The sequence below is a fragment of the Pseudoxanthomonas spadix genome, from assembly GCF_003703395.1.
In the GTDB taxonomy this organism is placed as follows: Bacteria; Pseudomonadota; Gammaproteobacteria; order Xanthomonadales; family Xanthomonadaceae; genus Pseudoxanthomonas_A; species Pseudoxanthomonas_A spadix.
Window position 1 is genome coordinate 202,282 of the sequence record NZ_RDQN01000005.1, and the last position, 15,833, is coordinate 218,114.

Genomic DNA, 15,833 nt, shown 5'->3' on the forward strand with positions numbered 1-15,833 from the left:
CCATCCAATGACCGTTGCTGTTTCCCTGTCCCATCTTGACCGGCTCGAAGCCGAAAGCATCCACATCCTGCGCGAGGTCGCCGCGGCATTCCGCAACCCGGTGCTGCTGTATTCGGTGGGCAAGGACAGCTCGGTGCTGCTGCACCTGCTGCTCAAGGCCTTTGCCCCGGCGCCACCGCCGATCCCGCTGCTGCACGTGGATACGCGCTGGAAGTTCCGCGAGATGATCGCCTTCCGCGACCGGCGCGCCGCCGAGACCGGCGTGGACCTGCGCGTGCACATCAACCCGGATGGCATCGCCCAGGACATCGGCCCGTTCACCCACGGCGCCACGGTCCACACCGACATCATGAAGACCCAGGGCCTGAAGCAGGCGCTGGAGCAGTACAGGTTCGACGCGGCCATCGGTGGTGCGCGCCGCGACGAGGAAAAATCGCGCGCCAAGGAACGGGTGTTCTCGTTCCGCAACGAGCGCCACCGCTGGGACCCCAAGAACCAGCGCCCGGAACTGTGGAACCTGTACAACGCGCGCATCCACAGCGGCCAGAGCGTGCGTGCCTTCCCCTTGAGCAACTGGACCGAGCTGGACATCTGGCTCTACATCTACCGCGAACGGATTCCGGTGGTGCCGCTGTATTTGGCCGCCGAGCGGCCGGTGGTCGAGCGCGACGGTGCGCTGATCATGGTCGACGACGAGCGCCTGCCGCTGAAGGACGGCGAGGTGCCGATGATGAAGTCAGTGCGCTTTCGCACGCTGGGCTGCTATCCGCTGACCGGCGCGGTGGAATCCAGCGCCGATACGCTGGAGAAGATCATTGCCGAGATGCTGGTGGCCACCACCTCCGAGCGCCAGGGCCGGGTGATCGACCAGGATCCGGGCGCGTCGATGGAGCAGAAGAAGCTGGAAGGGTATTTCTGATGGATGGGCAGAGGCAGGTAAACACCGACATCGCCGCGTACCTGAAACAGCACGAAGCCAAGCCGCTGCTGCGCTTGATCACCTGCGGCAGCGTGGACGATGGCAAGAGCACCCTGATCGGCCGGTTGCTGTATGACAGCAAGCGCCTGTTCGACGACCAGCTGGCGGCGTTGGAAAGCGACAGCCGCCGTCATGGCACGCAAGGGGCGGGCATCGATTACGCGCTGCTGCTCGATGGCCTGGCCGCCGAGCGTGAGCAGGGCATCACCATCGACGTGGCCTACCGCTACTTCGATACCGACCGGCGCAAGTACATCGTCGCCGACTGCCCCGGCCACGAGCAGTACACCCGCAACATGGCCACCGGTGCCTCCACCGCGCAGGTGGCGGTGGTGCTGGTGGACGCGCGCAAGGGCCTGCTGACCCAGACCCGCCGGCACAGCTACATCGTCTCGCTGCTGGGCATCGGCCAGGTGGTGCTGGCGGTGAACAAGATGGACCTGGTCGGCTTTGACCAGGGCGTGTTCGAGCGCATCGCAGGCGACTATCGCGCGCTGGCCGCGCAGCTGGGCATCGCTCGGGTGCAGTGCATCCCGCTGTCGGCACTGGAAGGCGACAACCTCTCCAGCCGCTCGCCCAACACCCCCTGGTATGCCGGCCCCAGCCTGCTCGAACACCTGGATACCTTGCCGCTGGACAGCGCCGATGTCGCCGGCGGCCTGCGCCTGCCGGTGCAGTACGTCAATCGGCCGCACCAGCATTTCCGCGGCTTCGCCGGCACGATCGCAGCCGGCCAGGTGCGCCCGGGCGATGTGGTGGTGGTGCTGCCTTCGGCGCGGCGCTCGACTGTGGCCAGCGTGCGCGATGCCAACGGCCAGGTGCCAGTGGCCCGCGCCGGCCAGGCCGTCACCCTCACCCTGGACGATGAGATCGACATCAGCCGCGGCGATGTGATTGCCGCTGCCGGCGACCCGCCGGAAGTGTCCGACCAGTTCGCCGCGCACGTGCTGTGGATGGACGATGCCCCGCTGCTGCCGGGCCGTCCGTACTGGTTGCAGATCGGCACGCGCACCGTGTCGGCCAGCATCAGCGAGATCAAGCACCGCATCGACGTCAACACCCAGCAGGCCATGGCCGCCAAGCGCCTGGCGCTCAACGAAGTGGGCGTGTGCAACCTGTCGCTGGACGAGCCGATCGCCTTCGAGCCCTACGCCCGCAACCGCACCCTGGGCGGCTTCATCCTGATCGACCGCCAGACCAATGCCACCGTCGGCGCCGGCACGCTGGACTTCGCCCTGCGCCGCGCCGGCAACGTGCACTGGCAGCACCTGGACGTGGACAGGGCCGCGCGCGCACGGATCAAGGGCCAGGCCCCGCGCGTGCTGTGGTTCACCGGCCTGTCCGGCGCCGGCAAGTCCACCATCGCCAACCTGGTCGAAAAGCGCCTGCACGCGCTGGGCTACCACACCTTCATCCTCGACGGCGACAACGTGCGCCATGGCCTGAACCGCGACCTGGGGTTCACCGACGCCGACCGGGTGGAGAACATCCGCCGGGTGGTGGAAGTGGCCAGGCTGATGACCGACGCCGGCTTGATCGTGCTGGTGAGCTTCATTTCCCCGTTCCGTGCCGAGCGGCAGATGGCGCGCGAGCGCTTCGCGCCGGGCGAGTTCATCGAGGTCTTCGTCGACGTGCCGCTGGCCGTGGCCGAGGCGCGCGACGTCAAGGGGCTGTACGCCAAGGCGCGCGCCGGCCAGATCCCCAACTTCACCGGCATCGACTCGCCCTATGAAGCGCCGCAGGCACCGGAGCTGCACCTGCTGGCGGCCCAGGAGTCGACCGAGCAACTGGTCGCGCGGGTGCTGGCAGCGCTGGGACTGGACTGATTCGGCGCGCGGTGTGGATGTGGGAGCCGCTTCAGCGGCGATGGCGCTTTATCGGGAGAGCCCCCCTGCCAAGGCGGCCACAAAAGCCTGACCCGGATCTCGCCCCGCGCACGTTGCGGCACACTGCGCTCTGGTCCCGCACCAGGCCAACTTCGCATGCACAGCATCCCCCATCTTGACCCCAACCACGGCGCGGCGCGCGGGCACGGCCTGCGCCTGCAGGGCCAGGGTCTGGTCCTGCGCCGCTGGCGCCCCGATGATCTGGAGGCTCTGCTGCGCCATGCCGACGATGAACGGGTCGCGGCCGGATTGAGCGACCGTTTTCCCTCGCCCTACACGCGCCAGGACGCGGAGCGATTCCTGTCCGGCCACGTGGTCGATCTGGCCGATCCGGTGCTGGCGATCGAACTGGACGCGCAGGCCTGCGGCGGCATCGCCGCGCGCGTGGGTCGCGGTGAACGCCGGCACAGCGCCGAGCTGGGCTACTGGCTCGGGCGCGCGCACTGGGGCCAGGGCGTGATGAGCCGGGTGGTTGCCTTGTACGTGCCGTGGGTGATGGCTGAACTGGGCCTCTATCGAGTGAGCGCGCAGGTGCTGGACAGCAATCCGGCCTCGGCACAGGTCCTGCTCAAGAACGGCTTCGTCGAAGAAGGCAGGCTGCGCTGCGCGGTGGTCAAGCATGGCCGCGTGCATGATCTGCGCAGCTTCGCCCGGGTGGCGCCGCCGGGGTGAGTGCACCGCGGCGCAGGCGCGGCGGTGGGTTCGGGTAAGGTGTAGGGGACAGGCGCGTGTGGCCTGTGTCCCCCCCTTTCAATGCTACGGAGCCACCGCCGGTGGAAAAACTTGTCTCGACCCTCAACAGCGTCATCTGGAGCCCGGCGCTGGTTTATCTGTGCCTGGGTGCCGGCCTGTATTTCTCGGTGCGCACCCGCTTCATGCAGGTGCGCGGTTTTGCCGAGATGATCCGGTTGATGTTCAGGGGCCAGTCCTCGGCCTCGGGCGTGTCCTCGTTCCAGGCGCTGGCCATGTCGCTGTCTGGGCGCGTGGGCACCGGTAATATCGCCGGGGTGGCCACGGCGATCGCCTTCGGCGGCCCCGGCGCGGTGTTCTGGATGTGGGTGGTGGCCTTCCTGGGGGCCTCGACGGCGTATGTGGAATCCACCCTGGGCCAGATCTACAAGGAGCGCGACCCTTCCGGCCAGTACCGCGGCGGCCCGGCCTACTACATCGAAAAGGCGATGGGCCAGAAGTGGTACGCCTGGATCTTCGCCATCGTCATGGTGATCGCCTCGGGGCTGCTGCTGCCGGGCGTGCAGGCCAACAGCATCGCCCAGGGCATGAACACCGCCTGGGGTGTGCCGACCTGGGTGAGCGCGCTGGTCGTGGCGGTGGCGCTGGGCTTCATCATCTTCGGCGGAGTCAGGCGCATCGCGCGCTTTGCCGAGTTCGTGGTGCCGTTCATGGCGGTGGGCTACATCCTGATGGCGCTGTACGTGATGGCCACCGACGTGGGCCAGGTGCCGGTGGTGTTCAGCCTGATCGTCAAGAGCGCCTTCGGCATGCAGGCCGGCTTCGGCGCGGTGCTTGGCCTGGCGGTGCAGTGGGGGGTCAAGCGCGGCATCTATTCCAACGAGGCCGGGCAGGGCACCGGCCCGCATGCGGCGGCCGCGGCCGAGGCCTCGCACCCGGCCAAGCAGGGTTACGTGCAGGCGTTCTCGGTCTACGTGGACACCCTGCTGGTGTGCTCGGCCACCGCGTTCCTGATCCTCTCCACCGGCATGTACAACGTGGAGAACCCGGCTGGTGGCTTCCTCTACCACGGGCTGCCCGGTACGGAAGTCGGGCCGTCCTACACCCAGGCCGCGGTGGAATCGGTGCTGCCCGGCTGGGGCGCCGGTTTCGTGGCGATCGCGCTGCTGTTCTTCGCCTTCACCACCATCGTCGCCTACTACTACATGGCCGAAACCAACATCGCCTACATGAACCGCACGGTGCACCGTCCGTGGCTGATCCATGCGCTGCGTCTGGCGCAGATGGCGGCAGTGGCCTACGGCTCGGTGCGCAGTGCGCAGCTGGCCTGGGGCTTGGGCGACATTGGCGTGGGTCTGCTGGCCTGGCTGAACATCATCGCGATCCTGATCCTGCAGCGGCCGGCCCTGATCGCGCTGCGCGATTACGAGCAACAGAAGAAGGCCGGGCTGGACCCGGTGTTCGACCCCGCAAAGCTGGGCATCCAACATGCGCAGCTGTGGAACGAGAACAAGGCGCCCTGAGCAATGGCTGGACCCTGGCAGAAACTTCCCCCGCGTCGCCAAGCCGGCGTGCGTGCGCCGCGTGAACATGCTTCCGGCGAGCACGCCCCGCGCGATGCCGCAGTGGATGGCGCTGAAAGTCCGTACACGCAGGCGCCGCCGCGTCCTTCGCGTCGTGGCGAAGAAGTCCGGCTGTACGGCCTCAATGCCGTGCGGGCGCTGTTCGAATCGCGCCCCGAGGCGCTGCGCAAGCTGTACCTGAGCCAGGCCCGCGTGCCCGCGCTCAAGCCGATCCTGGCCTGGTGCGTGGCCAACCGTGTCGGTTATCGGGTGGTGGAAGAAGCCGACCTGCACAAGCTGGCCGCCAGCGCGCACCACGAAGGGGTGGTCGCCGAGGTGCTGCGGCGTGCGCCGGTGTCGCTGGCCGACTGGATCGGTGCGCTTCCGGCTGGCCCGGCACTGGCGCTGTGGCTGGATGGGGTGGGCAATCCGCACAATTTCGGCGCGATCCTGCGCTCGGCCGCGCACTTCGGCGTGGCCGGCCTGCTGCTGCCGCAGGATTGGCCGCTGGCATTGTCCGGCGCCGCCGCACGCGTGGCCGAAGGCGGTGCCGAAGCGGTGACCCTGGTCCAGGCCGGCGACAGTGCCACGGCCTTCGCACAGCTGCGCGCGGCCGGCTTCAGCCTGGCCGCCACGCTGGTGCAGGGCGGCGAAGATCTGTTTGCGACCAGGCTCCCGCAGCGCCTGGTCTACGTGCTGGGCGCCGAGGGCCAGGGCATGGACCGCGACCTGGCTGGCCAATGCGATCTGGCCCTGTCCATCCCCGGCAGCGGCCGGGTCGAGAGCCTCAACGTCGCCGCGGCCACCGCGGTGCTGCTGGCGCAGTGGGCGGGCCATCGCGCCTAGCCAAAGGCGATGGCACCGGTGAAGCCGTGGCGGTTACGACTGTTTTTTCAGCGAATCGCGGATCTCGCGCAGCAGCAGCACGTCTTCGGGCGTGGCGGCCGGCTTGGCTTCCTGCGTCTTCTTGAAGCGGTTGAGGGTGCGCACCACCATGAAGATGGCGAAGGCCACGATGATGAACTGGATGACCGTGTTGATGAAGCTGCCATAGGCCACCACGACCGCGGGCACTTCCTTGCCCGCCGCATCCACCGAGGCCTCCTTCAACGTGATCGCCAGCCTGGAGAAATCCACGTTGCCGACCAGCATGCCGATCGGCGGCATGATCAGGTCGTTGACCAGTGAGGTGACGATCTTGCCGAACGCGGTGCCGATCACCACACCGACGGCCAGGTCGATCACGTTGCCGCGCATGGCGAAGGTCTTGAACTCGCTCAACATGCCCATGGGCTTTCCTCTTGGATGGGGAAGTCGCTGCCAGCCTAGCGCAGCGGCATGTGGAGGCAGGTCAAGCGACGATGGTGCCGCGCACCTGGGCCACGCCATCGAGGCTGCCGACGAAGGTATCGCCTGGCTGCAACGCGGCCACGCCGGCCGGGGTGCCCATGAAGACCAGGTCGCCGGCCTTGAGCGCGTAGAGCCTGGACAGTTCGTGCAGGATGTCCGGCACGTCCCAGATCATGTCGGTCAGCGGCGCGTGCTGGCGCACGCTGCCGTTGACGGTCAGGGTCACGGTCAACGACATCAGGTCGGCCACCTGCGCGGCGGGCACCAGTTCGCTGATCGGCGCCGAGTGGTCAAAACCCTTGGCCGTGTCCCAGGGCTGGCCGGCCTTTCTGGCCGCGTTCTGCAGGTCGCGACGGGTCAGGTCCAGGCCGATGGCGTAGCCGTAGATCAGCGCGGCGGCGTCCTCCGCGGCCAGCACGCCGGGGGGTGCGTCGGCGCCCAGCGCAACCACCAGTTCCAGTTCGTGATGCAGGTCATTGGTGCCCGGCGGGTAGGGCACATCGGCATTGCCGGTGACGATCGCATCGGCCGGCTTGGCAAACAGGGTCGGCTCGCCGCGCTCGGCCTTCGAGGTCGCCACCTCCGAGCCCATCTCACGTGCGTGGTCGGCGTAATTGCGGCCCACGCAATAGATGCGGTGTACCGGAAAGGTGCCGCCACCACGGACGGGCACGCGCGCCTGCTGTGGCGCTGGAATCACATCGGACATCGGGGACATTCCTGGCTGACAAGGGAATGTCAGAGTGTAATGGTCACCCACCCAATTCAGTGCGAGAGCGGCAGCGCCTGCTTGCGCACGACCCGGTACTCACCTTCCACCACGTGCTGTTGCGCGGCGGGGCGCTGGCGCGGCCACAGCAGGCGATAGGCCAGGCCGGCGGCAAGCATCGTGGCACCGACAAACACGCCGAAGAACACCAGCACGCACAGCACGGCCAGACCCAGCAGGCCCACGGCAATGCGCAGCAGCCGATGGCGGGGTTTGCGCGGGGCGAACACGGCGCGCAAGCGATGGCTGTCGAAGGAGAAGGTGCGGATCATCGGGCTGGTGACAGAATGTGTAGGAACCGTGACGCAGTATGGTCGCCTCTTTCGGCAGTGTGTGAAACCTTTGTTAATCCCATGGATGTGATTGCCCTGGAGGCGCTGCCCGATGGCGTCCCGGCCGAGGCCGAGGCGATGATCGAGGGCAGCGCGCAATCGCTGCTGCTGGTGCGCCAGGGCCAGCAGGTGCGCGGCTGGCTCAACGTCTGCCCGCATGCGGGGCGGCGACTGGACTGGGCGCCGGGCAAGTTCCTGCTGACCAGGACCGGTGCGCTGGTCTGCGCCGCGCATGGCGCCACCTTCGAATTACAGGATGGACAGTGCCTGTCCGGGCCATGCCGCGGGCAGTGCCTGCAGGCGGTGGCGCTGCAGGTGCGCGATGGCCAGGTGGTATTGGGGTAGAAGCGCACCGGCAGCGACCGGGCGTTCCCGGTAGGGCGGGTCTCGACCCGCCGTCACGCTCTTGCCGGATAGCGGCGGGTCGAGACCCGCTCTACGGTTCCTGGCGCCGCGCTTATTCCTCGATGGTGTGGCCGGCCGCGCGCAACGCATCCAGGCCTGCGCCCAGCTGTGTCTGCTTGACCATCACGTAGTCGGTGTCGAAGGTCGATACCGCGAAGATGCCCACCTTTGCCTCGGCCAGCGGCTGCAGCACCTGTGCCAGGATGCCGGTCAGCTCGAAGGCGAACGGTCCACGCAGCATCAGGCTGCGCCAGCCACGTTCGCACTGCACCTCCTCCGGCACGCGGCCTTCGTCGCAGACGATGGACAGTTCCTCATCGGTCCAGCTGACATGCGAGAGCGCGCCATGCACGAACCAGTGCGGCAACGCCGATCCGGCAGGCAGGCGGCAGATCGCGAACTGGCCTTCGAGCAATTTGAGTGTCAGTGCCATGGGCGCTCCTTGCCGAGCTCGATCAGACCCGGCTGCTCCACCAGAACATCAGGTTGACCATGGCCACCACCACGAAGGTGTAGATCAGCGACAACGGGCCGCCGATGCGCCACATCTGCCGTGCGCTGTAGTTGGCCGGGCCGGTGATCATCGACACCACCGGGTTGGAGGCGGTCATCAGGTTATTGGACGCCGACAGCGCGGTGACCAGTGCGAACGCGGTCGGGTTGCCGCCTGCGGCCAGCGCCAGGCTGATCGCCATGGGCACCATCACGATGGTCGCGCCGACGTGGCTGATCACCAGCGAGAAGGCCGTGGTCAGCAGGGCAACGGCAAGTTCCAGCACCCACACCGGCAGGCCTTCGGGCAGGCGTTCGACGGTGTGGCCGGCGACCCACGCCGCCGCGCCGCTGCTGTCCATCGCCCAGCCCAGCGGGATCAGCCCGGCCATCAGGAACACGGTTTTCCAGTTGATCGAGGCGTAGGCCTCGTCCATGCGCAGCACGCCGGTCAGCAGCATGCCGGCCACCCCGGTCATCAGGGTCAACGCCACCGGCAGGCGCGAGGTCAGCGCGATGATGATGGTCAGGGCGAAGATTGCCATGGCGATCTTGAACTTGTGCGGGCGCTGCTCGCCCTTGGGGTAGTCGGTGACCACCACGAAATCGCCATTCTTGGCCGTGGCGGCAAGATCCTGCCAGGTGCTGTGCAGCACCAGCATGTCACCGGCGCGCAGCGGCACCTTGCGCACGTCCTCACGCATCACTTTCTTGTCGCGGTTGATCGCCAGCAGGCTGATGCCGGACTTCTTGCGCAATGAAAGCGCCGCTGCGCTCTTGCCGATGAAGCTGGAGGTCGGCGGGATCACCGCTTCGGAAATGCCGGCACGGCTGGGATTGAACAGGTCGCCGAAGTGGCGCAGGCGCGAGGACAGGCGCAGGAACTGGTTCTGGGCGAAGTCGGCGATGTCCTGGCGCTTGCCCATCACCCCGATCACGCTGCCCACCCAGATGCGCATGTCCGCCGGCGGCGCCAGGCGGGTGTCGTTGCCGGTCTGCAGCGCCAGCATCAGCGGCGCGCCGTGCAGGGCCTCGGCTTCGCCCAGGGTCATGCCGACCAATGGGCTGTCGGCGCTGACGGTCAGTTCGAACACCTCGCCCTCGATCCCGTAGGTATTGGCGAAATAGCTTTCGGTGCGCGCCGGGATGGCGCTGCTGGTGCCGGCAGTGCCGACGGCTTCTTCCTTCAGCTTGCGATCGCCGTAGAAGCGGAAATACGCCAGCGAGGCCAGCAGCAGCGCCACGCCGATCGGCAGCGGCGCGAACATGCGCAGCGGTTCCAGCGTGGCCATGCCCGAGGGCAGGTTGTTGTTGGCCGACACCAGCAGGTCGTTGAGCAGGATCAGCGGTGAGTTGCCGACCATGGTCAGCGCCCCGCCCATCACGATCGCCGCGCAGACCGGCAGCAGCAGACGCTGCAGGTTGAGCGTGGTGCGCGAGGCCAGGCGCGCGGTCACCGGCAGGTACAGGGCCATCACCGAGGGGTTCTGCATGAACGAGGAGTTGAGCCCGGCGATCGCGGTGGTCAGCAGCAGCAGGCGTTGCTCGACCCCGTGGCCGCGCCGCAGCAGCCACGAGGCCAGCCGGTTGAGCGCGCCGGTGCGTTCCAGGCCCGCGCCCAGGATGGTGGTGGCGATGATGCTGATCACCGCGTTGCCGGAAAAGCCGCCGAAGATCTCCTCCGGCGCCACCAGCCCGGTCAGGCCCAGCACCACCAGCACCACCACCGCGACCACGTCGGCGCGGATGCGTTCGAACAGGAACATCACCATCACGAAACCGACCAGCCCAAGCACCAGGCGCATGTCGTTGGTCAGGGTCAGGGCGGTATCCATTACCTGCGATGCACTCGGCGTGGTTGCTCAGCAACGGTCATACAGCAGGTCCCACACGCCATGGCCGAGTTTCTGGCCGCGGGTTTCGAAGTGGGTCTGCGGGCGCCAGTCCGGGCGCGGCACCGTGCCGCGCGCGCCGGCCCGGTTGCGCAGGCCCGGCGTGGCGTCCAGCACGTCCCACATCTGCTCGGCGTAGTCCTGCCAGTCGGTGGCCGCGTGCAGGCGGCCGTCCGGCGCCAGGCGCGAGACCAGCAGCTGGGCAAACGCCGGCTGGATCAGGCGACGCTTGTTGTGGCGCTTCTTGTGCCAGGGGTCGGGGAAGTAGATGCGCACTTCGTCCAGCGCCCCTTCGGCCACTTCGTTGTGCAGCACTTCCACCGCATCGTGGTGGTAGAGGCGCACGTGGTCGGCGTCGTCCTGGTCCAGCGCGTTGAGCAGGCGGCCCACCCCGGGCGCATGGACCTCGATCCCGATGTAGTCGCGCGACCGGTCTTGGCGGGCGGCAAAGCGCAGCGCCTGCCCATTGCCGAAGCCGATTTCAAGCACCCGTCTGGCCTTGCGGCCAAAGACCGCGTCGAAATCGCGCTGCCGGCCCTGATAGTCCAGGCCGAAGCGCGGCCACTGGGTCTCGAACGCACGCTGCTGGGCTTCGGTGAAACGTCCCTGGCGCAGCACGAAGCTGCGGATCTGGCGACGGCCTTCGGTGGCGGTGAACGGCTTGGGCGGGGCCTTGGCGCCGGGGCTGGAAAACGGATCGGTCATCGGCCGTTGATTCCAGCAGGGCCTGCCAGCAACGCGGCGGAGTGGGGGTGTTGTGGCATGGCACGGATTATCGCCCAACTTGGCGGCACCGGCGCGTCGTCGGCGCGCGCCCTGGCGATCTCATGAAGGCAGCAGGCGGGCGAGGGATCGGGCCTGGTTGCACGCCGTGCGCCTGGTCTCAACGCCGGTCACTGCGGGGACCATCCGGCCGGCGTCCCGGCGGTGGCCCGTTCGCGGCCAGCGGAAGCGTTCGCGCAAGCCTGTGCCGCTTGCCGCGTGCCGCGTTGCAGGTGAGTTGTCCAGGGGCGCAATGAACCCACGGCGTCCCAATGCGCTGCCGCACGGACGGCGCCGTGCCTGACACCCTCCGCGACACGATGGAGCTGCACATGCACGCATCCCCTTGCCTGTCCAGCCTGGCTGCGGCGGTCGTCCTCGCCCTGGCGGGCGTTACCGCGCAGGTGCACGCCGAGCTGGTTTATTCGCAGACCGCGTTCTTCGGCGACAGCCTCACCGGCTCCGGCCATTTCCGCCCGGCCCTGGCGTTGCGTGCGGGGCAGGCCAGCGCATAGACTGCCGCCTGTCCGACGCGGGTGTAGCTCAATGGTAGAGCTGTAGCTTCCCAAGCTACTGACGAGGGTTCGATTCCCTTCACCCGCTCCACCGCATCATTCTGCGGACTTGTGCAGAAGTCCAAGAGAGTCTGCAAGTCATTGCCACACAAGGACTTTTCCTCTCCTGAACGTTCTGCCGTGGTCCACTGCGATCCATCTACAGCCGGGACTTCTAAGTCCACAAACAAGTCCATTTTTGCGGGCGCGGCTGATTTACGGATTGTGGATGGAGGGGCGAGGTCGACGTGACCAGCATCTGGTTCCTGACTCATGTTCAGGAGCAAGAGCATGGCACTGTCAGACCTGGCCGTTAGGCAGGCTGACCTGGATGGCCTGTCCCTGCCCGTGTCATCGCATGCCTGGCCCGCCGGCGCCCTGCAGGCATCGCCGCCGTGTTTCTGTGTAACCGATGCCTGGTCGGCTCGCGCGATCCGCCCGCCAAGCGTGCCGGCGTGCCCGTATTGGCCGGCCAGCCAATCGAAGTCGTCCGGATCGAGAAGGCGCGCATGGAGCAGTCCGATAGCGGCGCTGTGCAGGCGGTACTCACGCTCCTTTCGGTAGCGGAAGCGGCAGGGCCTTCGCAGCGGGCCGTGCCCGACGCCAGAGGCCACCCGTCGGCTGCTCGGAGTGCGGATCGACTGCCATTTCGTGCAGCAGGGCCGCGGAGGCAGTCAACGGTGCAATGCTGCCCGGATCGCGGGGCTGGCCGACATCCGTCGGCAGCCTGGTGTAAATGGCTAAACTTGGTAATTGAAAGCCACGAAAGGCCAGATCGGATGGTTTCCGGATGACTGAAGTCGAGAGCGAGATCCTCACGCTGGAGGAGGTCGCGGCCTACCTCAAAGCCGGGAAACGGACGGTCTATCGCCTTGCCCAGAAAGGCGAGATCCCGGCGTTCAAGCTTGGAGGTACCTGGCGCTTTCGCCGCTCGGAGCTGGATCGCTGGATCGCCGAAAGCATCAACAAGACGAAGCCGGAGGCCGAGTGAGCGCGAACCGAGCCAGCTGCCGAATCACGCTCCGCTAAGAGCTTAAGGGGAGGATTGCCGTTGACCCAGCCGCTTCTGACGCCGCACCAGAGCCTGTATTACGCCTGGCTGCTGACCCGACGCGCGGCGGGCGACACGGTGGAGTCGCTGGCTTCTACCCTGGTCGATGCGCAGGTGGACCTGAACCCGCATCAGGTCGAGGCGGCGCTGTTCGCCTGCCGCAATCCCCTTTCGCGCGGCGTGATCCTGGCCGACGAGGTCGGTCTGGGCAAGACCATCGAGGCCGGTTTGGTCATCGCGCAACGCTGGGCCGAACGGCGACGCAAGATCCTCATCATCGTGCCGGCGAACCTGCGCAAGCAGTGGCACCAGGAGTTGCAGGACAAGTTCGGCCTGCAAGGGCTGATCCTCGAAGCCAAAAGCTACAACGCGATCCGCAAGCAAGAGCGGCGCAGCCCGTTCCTGCTGGAGTCCGGCCCAATCATCTGTTCCTACCAGTTCGCGAAGGCCAAGGCCGACGACGTCAAGGGCATCGACTGGGACTTGGTCGTGCTCGACGAGGCGCATCGCCTGCGCAACGTCTACAAAACCAGCAACGTCATCGCCAAGACCCTCAAGGAGGCGCTGTCGCGCGTTCACTCCAAGGTGCTCCTGACCGCGACGCCGTTGCAGAACTCATTGCTGGAACTCTATGGACTGGTCAGCTTCATCGATGACCGCGTGTTCGGCGACCTCGACAGCTTCCGCTCGCAGTTCACTGGCAGGGAGCAATCCGTCAGCAGTCTGCGTGACAGGCTGTCGCCCATCTGCAAGCGCACCCTGCGCAAACAGGTGCAGCCCTACGTTTCGTACACGGCGCGCAGGGCCATCGTCGAGGAGTTCACGCCATCGAGCGAAGAGCAGGAACTTTCCAGGCTCGTCGCCGATTACCTGCGCCGCCCCAACCTCAAGGCCCTGCCCGACGGGCAGCGGCAACTGATTTCACTGGTGCTGTGGAAGCTGCTGGCCTCCAGCACGCACGCAATCGCCGGCGCCTTGGAGACCATGGCCAAGCGTCTCCAGGGCGTGCTGGATGAGGCTGCCGTGGTTCCCGATCTGGCCGAAGAACTGGACGAGGACTACGAGTCGCTCGACGCCGATCTTGATGAAAGCGGCGCCGACGAACGGGAAGGCCAGGAGCCGGGCGCCAAGGCAGCGAGCCGCGCCGAGCGTGACGCCATCGCGCAGGAGATCGAGGAGCTGCGCCACTTCAAAACGCTGGCAACCAACATCCGGGACAACGCCAAGGGCAAGGCGCTGCTCACCGCGCTGGATCGCGCGTTTGCAGAGCTGGATCGACTGGGCGCGCCCCGAAAGGCCATCATCTTCACTGAATCCAGGCGCACGCAGGAATACCTCCTCGGCTTGCTGGCCGACACGCCCTACGGCGACGGCATCGTGCTGTTCAACGGCACCAACAGCGACGCACGCGCGCAGGCCACCTACAAGGACTGGCTGAAACGCCACGCGGGCACCGACCGCATCACCGGCTCCAAGACCGCCGACACCCGCGCGGCGCTGGTCGAGCACTTCAAGGAACGCGGCAAGCTCATGATTGCCACCGAGGCCGGCGCCGAGGGCATCAACCTCCAGTTCTGCTCGCTGGTCATCAACTACGACCTGCCGTGGAATCCGCAGCGCATCGAACAGCGCATCGGGCGCTGCCACCGCTACGGCCAGAAGTTCGACGTGGTGGTGGTCAACTTCGTCGACCGCAGCAATGAAGCGGACAAGCGCGTTTACGAACTGCTCGATCAGAAATTCCAACTTTTCGAGGGCGTGTTCGGGGCCAGCGACGAGGTGCTGGGCGCCATCGGTTCGGGTGTGGACTTCGAGCGGCGCATCGCCGACATCTACCAGAACTGCCGCGAGCCGGCGCAAATTCGCGCCAGCTTCGAGCAATTGCAGCTCGATCTGTCTGGCGAGATCAGCGAAGCGATGGTCAAGACGCGCCAACTCCTGCTGGAGAACTTCGACGAACAGGTGCAAGAAAAGCTGCGCGTGCGCGCCGAAGACAGCCGCGCGGCACGCAGCAAGTACGAGCGCATGTTGATGGATTTGACCCGTGCGGAGCTGGCCGACTGCGCAAGCTTTGACGCGCATGGATTCGTGCTCCATCACCTGCCCGGCGATTTGCTCCCCTCTCCCGCTTGCGGGAGAGGGGTCGGGGGAGAGGGCGAAGCCTTGACCAGGGTTTCGCTCGGCCGCTACGAACTACCCCGGCGCAGCGGCGAGGCGCACCTGTACCGGCTCGGCCACCCGCTGGCGGAATGGGTCGTGCATCGGGCCAAAGCCCATGACCTGCCGAACGCCCGGCTGCTATTCGACTACGACGCCCACGGCACCCAGATCAGCACACTCAAAGCCTATCGCGGCCAGACCGGCTGGCTCACCCTGGCACTGCTGGAAGTCACCGCCCTGGGAAATCAGGAGCAGCACCTGTTGGTTGCAGCCAGCACCCGGAATGGTGTCGCGTTGGCGGAAGACGATCCCGAAAAGCTCCTGCGCCTGCCGGCGGCCATGGCCCCCTCGCCCCTTGGGGGAGAGGGCCGGGGTGAGGGGAAATCGACGCTGGAGCGAGACCTCGAAGCCCGCAAGGCCGCCCTGCTGCGCGACATCCACCAGCGCAGCCTCGGCTACTTCGAGCAGGAGGTGCAAAAGCTGGACGCTTGGGCGGACGACCTGAAGCTGGGCCTGGAGCAGGAGATCAAGGAAAGCGACCGCGAGATCAAGGAAGTGCGGCGCAGCGCCGCCATTTCGCCGACACTGGAAGAGAAGCTGTCATGGCAGAAGAAGCAGCGCGAGCTGGAAGGCAAGCGCAGCAGGCTGCGCCGCGAGCTGTTTGCCCGGCAGGATGAAGTCGAAGCGCAGCGCAACGATCTGATCACCCAGCTTGAGGCGCAGCTCCAGCAGCAGGTGGAAGAGCGCACGCTGTTCACGGTCGAATGGGAGCTGAAATGACGCGGTATCGCAATCTCAGTGGGAATTCCAACGTCGTTACTTATGAAGTAACCGAGGATTCAATCCATGTGGTTTTCAAAAGTGGAAGGCATCGCAACTACCTTTATAACTCCGTTCGCCCCGGCCAAGTCGTTGTGGAGAGAATGAAAGCCCTGGCAGCGCAGGGCCG

Annotated in this window: 15 protein-coding genes and 1 tRNA gene; 10 read left to right on the forward strand and 6 right to left on the reverse strand. The window is 66.7% G+C overall.

Features of this window, described 5'->3' with window-relative positions; genetic code table 11:
- Nucleotides 1-7 precede the first annotated feature (7 nt).
- The 5 genes from cysD to D9R12_RS10355 all read left to right on the forward strand — a co-directional run bounded on the left by cysD (nt 8) and on the right by D9R12_RS10355 (nt 5,963).
- Nucleotides 8-919, forward strand: a complete 912-nt coding sequence (gene cysD, locus D9R12_RS10335; protein WP_122230274.1) for a sulfate adenylyltransferase subunit CysD — start codon at nt 8-10, stop codon at nt 917-919.
- A complete protein-coding gene (gene cysN / locus D9R12_RS10340) occupies nt 919-2,805 on the forward strand; it encodes a sulfate adenylyltransferase subunit CysN (protein ID WP_122230276.1) in 1,887 nt (628 codons plus the stop codon). Before cysD ends, cysN begins: the two co-directional genes overlap by 1 nt.
- A 156-nt stretch (nt 2,806-2,961) precedes the next feature.
- Entirely contained in the window at nt 2,962-3,537 is a 576-nt protein-coding gene (locus D9R12_RS10345; RefSeq protein WP_122230278.1) for a GNAT family N-acetyltransferase, read from the forward strand.
- Nucleotides 3,538-3,638: 101 nt separating this feature from the next.
- Nucleotides 3,639-5,078: an alanine/glycine:cation symporter family protein gene (locus D9R12_RS10350; RefSeq protein WP_122230280.1), complete on the forward strand. Its 1,440-nt coding sequence runs from the start codon at nt 3,639-3,641 to the stop codon at nt 5,076-5,078.
- 3 nt (nt 5,079-5,081) lie between these two features.
- The gene (locus D9R12_RS10355; RefSeq protein ID WP_244672006.1) at nt 5,082-5,963 is read left to right on the forward strand and encodes a TrmH family RNA methyltransferase; all 882 of its coding nucleotides are present in this window, start codon (nt 5,082-5,084) and stop codon (nt 5,961-5,963) included.
- A gap of 33 nt (nt 5,964-5,996) precedes the next feature.
- On the opposite strand, the gene mscL is transcribed toward D9R12_RS10355, so the two are convergent.
- The 3 genes from mscL to D9R12_RS10370 all read right to left on the reverse strand — a co-directional run bounded on the left by mscL (nt 5,997) and on the right by D9R12_RS10370 (nt 7,508).
- On the reverse strand, nt 5,997-6,407 hold the full coding sequence (gene mscL / locus D9R12_RS10360) for a large-conductance mechanosensitive channel protein MscL (protein WP_122230284.1): 411 nt from the start codon (nt 6,405-6,407) through the stop codon (nt 5,997-5,999).
- A gap of 61 nt (nt 6,408-6,468) precedes the next feature.
- The gene (locus D9R12_RS10365; protein WP_122230286.1) at nt 6,469-7,176 is read right to left on the reverse strand and encodes a fumarylacetoacetate hydrolase family protein; all 708 of its coding nucleotides are present in this window, start codon (nt 7,174-7,176) and stop codon (nt 6,469-6,471) included.
- A 56-nt stretch (nt 7,177-7,232) separates the two neighbouring features.
- The gene (locus D9R12_RS10370) at nt 7,233-7,508 is read right to left on the reverse strand and encodes a hypothetical protein (RefSeq protein ID WP_122230288.1); all 276 of its coding nucleotides are present in this window, start codon (nt 7,506-7,508) and stop codon (nt 7,233-7,235) included.
- An 81-nt stretch (nt 7,509-7,589) separates the two neighbouring features.
- Here D9R12_RS10370 and D9R12_RS10375 point away from each other — a divergent pair, with 81 nt between their 5' ends.
- Nucleotides 7,590-7,913: a Rieske (2Fe-2S) protein gene (locus tag D9R12_RS10375; protein ID WP_014159556.1), complete on the forward strand. Its 324-nt coding sequence runs from the start codon at nt 7,590-7,592 to the stop codon at nt 7,911-7,913.
- Nucleotides 7,914-8,025: 112 nt separating this feature from the next.
- On the opposite strand, the gene D9R12_RS10380 is transcribed toward D9R12_RS10375, so the two are convergent.
- Genes D9R12_RS10380 through trmB form a run of 3 tightly spaced genes read right to left on the reverse strand, consistent with a single transcriptional unit; the run spans nt 8,026 to nt 11,062 of the window.
- Nucleotides 8,026-8,406, reverse strand: coding sequence for an ACT domain-containing protein (locus D9R12_RS10380; RefSeq protein WP_014159557.1), 381 nt, complete (start codon nt 8,404-8,406; stop codon nt 8,026-8,028).
- A gap of 22 nt (nt 8,407-8,428) precedes the next feature.
- Nucleotides 8,429-10,300, reverse strand: coding sequence for an SLC13 family permease (locus tag D9R12_RS10385; protein WP_122230290.1), 1,872 nt, complete (start codon nt 10,298-10,300; stop codon nt 8,429-8,431).
- 27 nt (nt 10,301-10,327) lie between these two features.
- The gene (gene trmB, locus D9R12_RS10390) at nt 10,328-11,062 is read right to left on the reverse strand and encodes a tRNA (guanosine(46)-N7)-methyltransferase TrmB (RefSeq protein WP_122230292.1); all 735 of its coding nucleotides are present in this window, start codon (nt 11,060-11,062) and stop codon (nt 10,328-10,330) included.
- 389 nt (nt 11,063-11,451) lie between these two features.
- Here trmB and D9R12_RS10395 point away from each other — a divergent pair, with 389 nt between their 5' ends.
- The 4 genes from D9R12_RS10395 to D9R12_RS10410 all read left to right on the forward strand — a co-directional run bounded on the left by D9R12_RS10395 (nt 11,452) and on the right by D9R12_RS10410 (nt 15,664).
- Complete coding sequence (locus tag D9R12_RS10395; RefSeq protein ID WP_147475075.1) at nt 11,452-11,634, forward strand: hypothetical protein; 183 nt, start codon at nt 11,452-11,454, stop codon at nt 11,632-11,634.
- A gap of 17 nt (nt 11,635-11,651) precedes the next feature.
- Nucleotides 11,652-11,725 (forward strand) — tRNA-Gly (locus D9R12_RS10400).
- A 738-nt stretch (nt 11,726-12,463) separates the two neighbouring features.
- Nucleotides 12,464-12,664: a methylation-associated defense system helix-turn-helix domain-containing protein MAD1 gene (gene mads1, locus D9R12_RS10405; RefSeq protein WP_122230296.1), complete on the forward strand. Its 201-nt coding sequence runs from the start codon at nt 12,464-12,466 to the stop codon at nt 12,662-12,664.
- Nucleotides 12,665-12,724: 60 nt separating this feature from the next.
- Nucleotides 12,725-15,664 (forward strand): SNF2-related protein, encoded by a 2,940-nt coding sequence (locus tag D9R12_RS10410; protein WP_122230298.1) that lies wholly within the window; start codon nt 12,725-12,727, stop codon nt 15,662-15,664.
- The last annotated feature ends 169 nt before the right edge of the window (nt 15,665-15,833 follow it).

Coding starts and splice junctions, on each gene's coding strand:
- D9R12_RS10365 (WP_122230286.1), bottom strand. CDS start 7,176: ATGTCCGATGTGATTCCAGCGCCACAGCAGGCGCGCGTGCCCGTCCGT.
- cysD (WP_122230274.1), top strand. CDS start 8: ATGACCGTTGCTGTTTCCCTGTCCCATCTTGACCGGCTCGAAGCCGAA.
- mads1 (WP_122230296.1), top strand. CDS start 12,464: ATGACTGAAGTCGAGAGCGAGATCCTCACGCTGGAGGAGGTCGCGGCC.
- D9R12_RS10385 (WP_122230290.1), bottom strand. CDS start 10,300: ATGGATACCGCCCTGACCCTGACCAACGACATGCGCCTGGTGCTTGGG.
- mscL (WP_122230284.1), bottom strand. CDS start 6,407: ATGGGCATGTTGAGCGAGTTCAAGACCTTCGCCATGCGCGGCAACGTG.
- trmB (WP_122230292.1), bottom strand. CDS start 11,062: ATGACCGATCCGTTTTCCAGCCCCGGCGCCAAGGCCCCGCCCAAGCCG.
- D9R12_RS10375 (WP_014159556.1), top strand. CDS start 7,590: ATGGATGTGATTGCCCTGGAGGCGCTGCCCGATGGCGTCCCGGCCGAG.
- D9R12_RS10355 (WP_244672006.1), top strand. CDS start 5,082: ATGGCTGGACCCTGGCAGAAACTTCCCCCGCGTCGCCAAGCCGGCGTG.
- cysN (WP_122230276.1), top strand. CDS start 919: ATGGATGGGCAGAGGCAGGTAAACACCGACATCGCCGCGTACCTGAAA.
- D9R12_RS10395 (WP_147475075.1), top strand. CDS start 11,452: ATGCACGCATCCCCTTGCCTGTCCAGCCTGGCTGCGGCGGTCGTCCTC.
- D9R12_RS10380 (WP_014159557.1), bottom strand. CDS start 8,406: ATGGCACTGACACTCAAATTGCTCGAAGGCCAGTTCGCGATCTGCCGC.
- D9R12_RS10370 (WP_122230288.1), bottom strand. CDS start 7,508: ATGATCCGCACCTTCTCCTTCGACAGCCATCGCTTGCGCGCCGTGTTC.
- D9R12_RS10345 (WP_122230278.1), top strand. CDS start 2,962: ATGCACAGCATCCCCCATCTTGACCCCAACCACGGCGCGGCGCGCGGG.